We start from the raw sequence: 3,447 nt of genomic DNA, 5'->3' as shown, positions 1-3,447 counted from the left end.
CCACCCAAGAGTTCGTCAATTATATCCATGACCCGTTGCGTAGCTGATTCGACGCTGGATGGGACGGCAGGGTCGAAGTTGATCATCTCCATCTCCTGGTCAAGACGCTTTAACACCGGTTCGGCTTCCCGCATTTGAGCGCGGGATACGTTCAGGGTCGAATGCATTTCTCACCATCCTCGTGAACAGTTAAGTTTTTTTTGTGTTGAGCGGGTAGTGCTCGTCTTCGGACTGACACAAACGATAAATGTCGACTGACTCAAAACTGAAACAAAACTGTAGTCTGCAGTGAGCGAATAAGGTAGCTGACGAGCGCCATTCCGACGGACTGCGAAGCCCTGCTGACCTCGCGGGTCGGTGTGAGTCCAGTGCCACCACCCTAGAGCAAGTTCAAGATCAATAAGCTGCGCAGGTTACTGGTAGAGCTGTCGGAAGATTATGATCGCATTTATATCGATACCCCTCCGTCATTGAACTTTTACACCTTCAGCGCACTGGTGGCTGCGGACAGTTTGCTGATCCCATTCGATTGCGCCAGCTTTTTCCGTCAGGCGCTGCATCGCGTCATCGCGGAGGTAGAAGATCTACGTTGTGATCACAATGAATCACTGAARGTGGAAGGGGTGGTGGTTAATCAGTTCRMTGGRCGCACTGGCTTGCAYCAAAGTCTCGTTGATGAGCTGCTGGCWGAAGGTTTACCTGTGCTACCGGTTTACCTGAGCAGCTCCRTCAAGATGCGCGAATCTCACGAAGTGTCAGTCCCCCTCATCCATTTGGCCCCTCGTCATAAGCTTTCGCTGGAATTTRTYGGCTTGCTGGATGCGTTGGAGCGGGTCGCTTAGCTTCATCACAGAGGGGTTGCAACAGGCGTAATCGACCTTTCAGGTCGTCCCCGCTACTACGGGAACGGGAGGCCAGGCTCATTATCGAGAATCGGATTTTTGCCTTGGTAGACAGGTTGCTGTCATAGCAATCCCGTAAAGGTGCCATCCCGATAAACGGTGACTTTTTGCCCTATGAATTGCTGCTCAGTGACTATGCTCAGTACTGATGGCCAATTGCCTTTTTCGCTGGAGGGCGTCATGACTTTTACGATTTGCTACAGCTTCCAAGGTCAAAGAAAGGTGTTTGAGCATCCCGCTAATTGTCTTACTTCGCACGATGCAGTGTGTTACGCGCTGTTTGATTCTGCCGCCGTTCTTTGGGAAAGACCGTCGAACTGGGAGGGGACCTATTCAACCATTGTTGAGTTTGCAGAACGACTTGGGGTCATCGATGTGAGATGGCATCAATCAATCTCTCACCCTCATCTATAGATGATTACTTCGCAACAGGCGTCCACTTCAACACTTTTGGGTGGGGCTGGCCAGGTGGCTACATAGATTTGTGCTGTCGGCTAAATGGCCAGATTTTCATTCTTGGCCTGCGGGGCCCGACGTTTTTCAAGGTKATTGAACRCGCGGTGAGTTATTAGATTAAAGCAGYTGAAAAAAGACGGATCAGCTACAAACTATTAAAAATAATGGTGATCCCATGAGCTGTCTTGTTTGTGCAGGTGTYGCTGAACGCMTTCAGTGTCWTGGCCCKTGGGARGAGAGRGATTGTCCGGCCTGTGGCCGCCCTGATGGCTGTAGTCATGCGGTACAGCGTAGGCCTTGTACCAATGATCCAGCTTGCTCCTACAGAGAGTTAGGTGTGTTCTTTGGTGTCGGGTTTGGCCAGCAAGGTATAGATGCACGGCAACACGAACAGGGTAAACAGCGTACCGATCGACATCCCTGTGGCGATCACCATACCGATATCAAACCGGCTCACCGCACCCGCGCCCGTGGCGATGATCAAGGGCACCATGCCGAACACCATCGCTGCCGTGGTCATCAGTACTGGGCGAAGCCGAATGGCCGCCGCTTCCTCGACCGCTTCGCGAGCCGTCAGGCCCTTTTCCTTGCGGAGCAGGTTGGCGAACTCGACGATCAGAATCCCGTGCTTGCTGATCAGCCCGATCAGCGTCACCAGGCCGACCTGGGTRTAGATGTTCATGCTCGACCAGCCAAGGAACAGYGGRATCAACGCACCGCAAATCGAYAGCGGTACRGTCACCAGAATYACCAGCGGRTCGCGAAAGCTTTCAAACTGCGCGGCCAGTACCAGGAAGATGATCGCCAGTGCCAGGGCGAAGGTCACCCACAGCGCGCTGCCYTCCTGAACGTATTGCCGCGATGCGCCGGCATAGTCGACGGCGAAGCCCGCCGGSGCTTCYTCCCGGGCGATCTGGCGCACGACATCGATGGCTTCGCCCATGCTGACCAGTGGCACCCCTGACAGRATGGCCGAATTGAGTTGCTGGAACTGGTTCAACTGYCGCGGTCGSGCACGRTCRGTCACGGTWATCAGGGTCGACAGAGCCAACAATTCGCCTTGGGTGTTCTTCACGTARTAGTTGTTGAKCCAGTCCGGGTTATCCCGGAACGGGCGTTCAACCTGCGCAATGACCTTGTAACTGCGACCCTCGATGGTGAAACGGTTGATTTCCGCCTCACCCAGCAAGGTCGCCAGCGTTCCGCCCAGGTCTTGCATCGACACACCCATCTGCGCGGCTTTGGCGCGGTCGATATCGACCACCACTTCCGGTTTGTCGAAAGCCAGGTCGACGTCGACGAAGGCGAACTTGCCGGACTCCATTGCGCGCTTTTTCACTCGGTCCATCACTTGCAGCAGCAACTCGTAATCGTTGGCCGTATTGATGACGAACTGGAACGGCAGCCCCTCGCCGGTGCCGGGCAGGGAGGGCAGGTTGAAGCCGAAGATCTGCAAGCCGGAAATACCCTCCAGTTTGCGCTGGACCTCGGGCAGGATTGCCATCTGCGTGCGGTCGCGTTCATTCCAAGGTTTGAGCAGGAAACCGCCAATCCCCGATTGCACGCCGTTGAACCCGTTGATTTGAAATGAGGAGTAGTACTCGGGAAACGACTTGAAAATGGTGATGAATTCGTCGGTGTAGGTGTTCAGGTAGTCGAGGTTGGTCGGTTGCGGAGCGTTGGCCAGCATGAAAATGATGCCCTGGTCCTCGTCCGGTGCCAGCTCCGACTTGGTGAACTTGAGCAGTACCGGAATCAGGCATAGCACAATCACCGCGAACACCAGCACCACCGGCCGGGTGTTGAGGGTGCCGTGAAGCATGCTTTGATAACGGCGCTTGAGGCTTTCGAAAATCAGATCCAGGCGATGGGCCAGGCCGCTGGGGTTTTCATCGTGACGCAGCAGCAGTGCGCACATCATCGGTGACAAGGTCAGTGCAATGACCCCGGAGATCACCACCGCCCCGGCCAGCGTCAGGGCAAACTCTTTGAATAGCGCCCCCGTGAGCCCCGTCAGGAAGCCAATCGGCGCGTAGACCGCCGCCAGGGTGATGGTCATGGACACCACCGGCATGGCGATTTCCCGGGC

At 55.2% G+C, this 3,447-nt stretch carries 1 protein-coding gene and 1 pseudogene; one reads left to right on the top strand and one right to left on the bottom strand.

Going from position 1 to position 3,447, the window contains the following annotated elements; genetic code table 11:
* Positions 1–383: 383 nt before the first annotated feature.
* Positions 384–842, top strand: a pseudogene (locus AC1DRJ_RS21995) (ParA family protein); the annotation flags it as partial.
* A gap of 847 nt (positions 843–1,689) precedes the next feature.
* Here AC1DRJ_RS21995 and AC1DRJ_RS21990 read toward each other — a convergent pair.
* Positions 1,690–3,447 (bottom strand): efflux RND transporter permease subunit (locus AC1DRJ_RS21990; RefSeq protein WP_477803999.1); only part of this gene is annotated, 1,758 nt, incomplete at its 5' end.

Source organism: Pseudomonas sp. P5_B2 (assembly GCF_056400445.1).
Note: the sequence above shows the minus strand (reverse complement) of the source record. Positions and strands in the feature narration are given on the sequence as shown.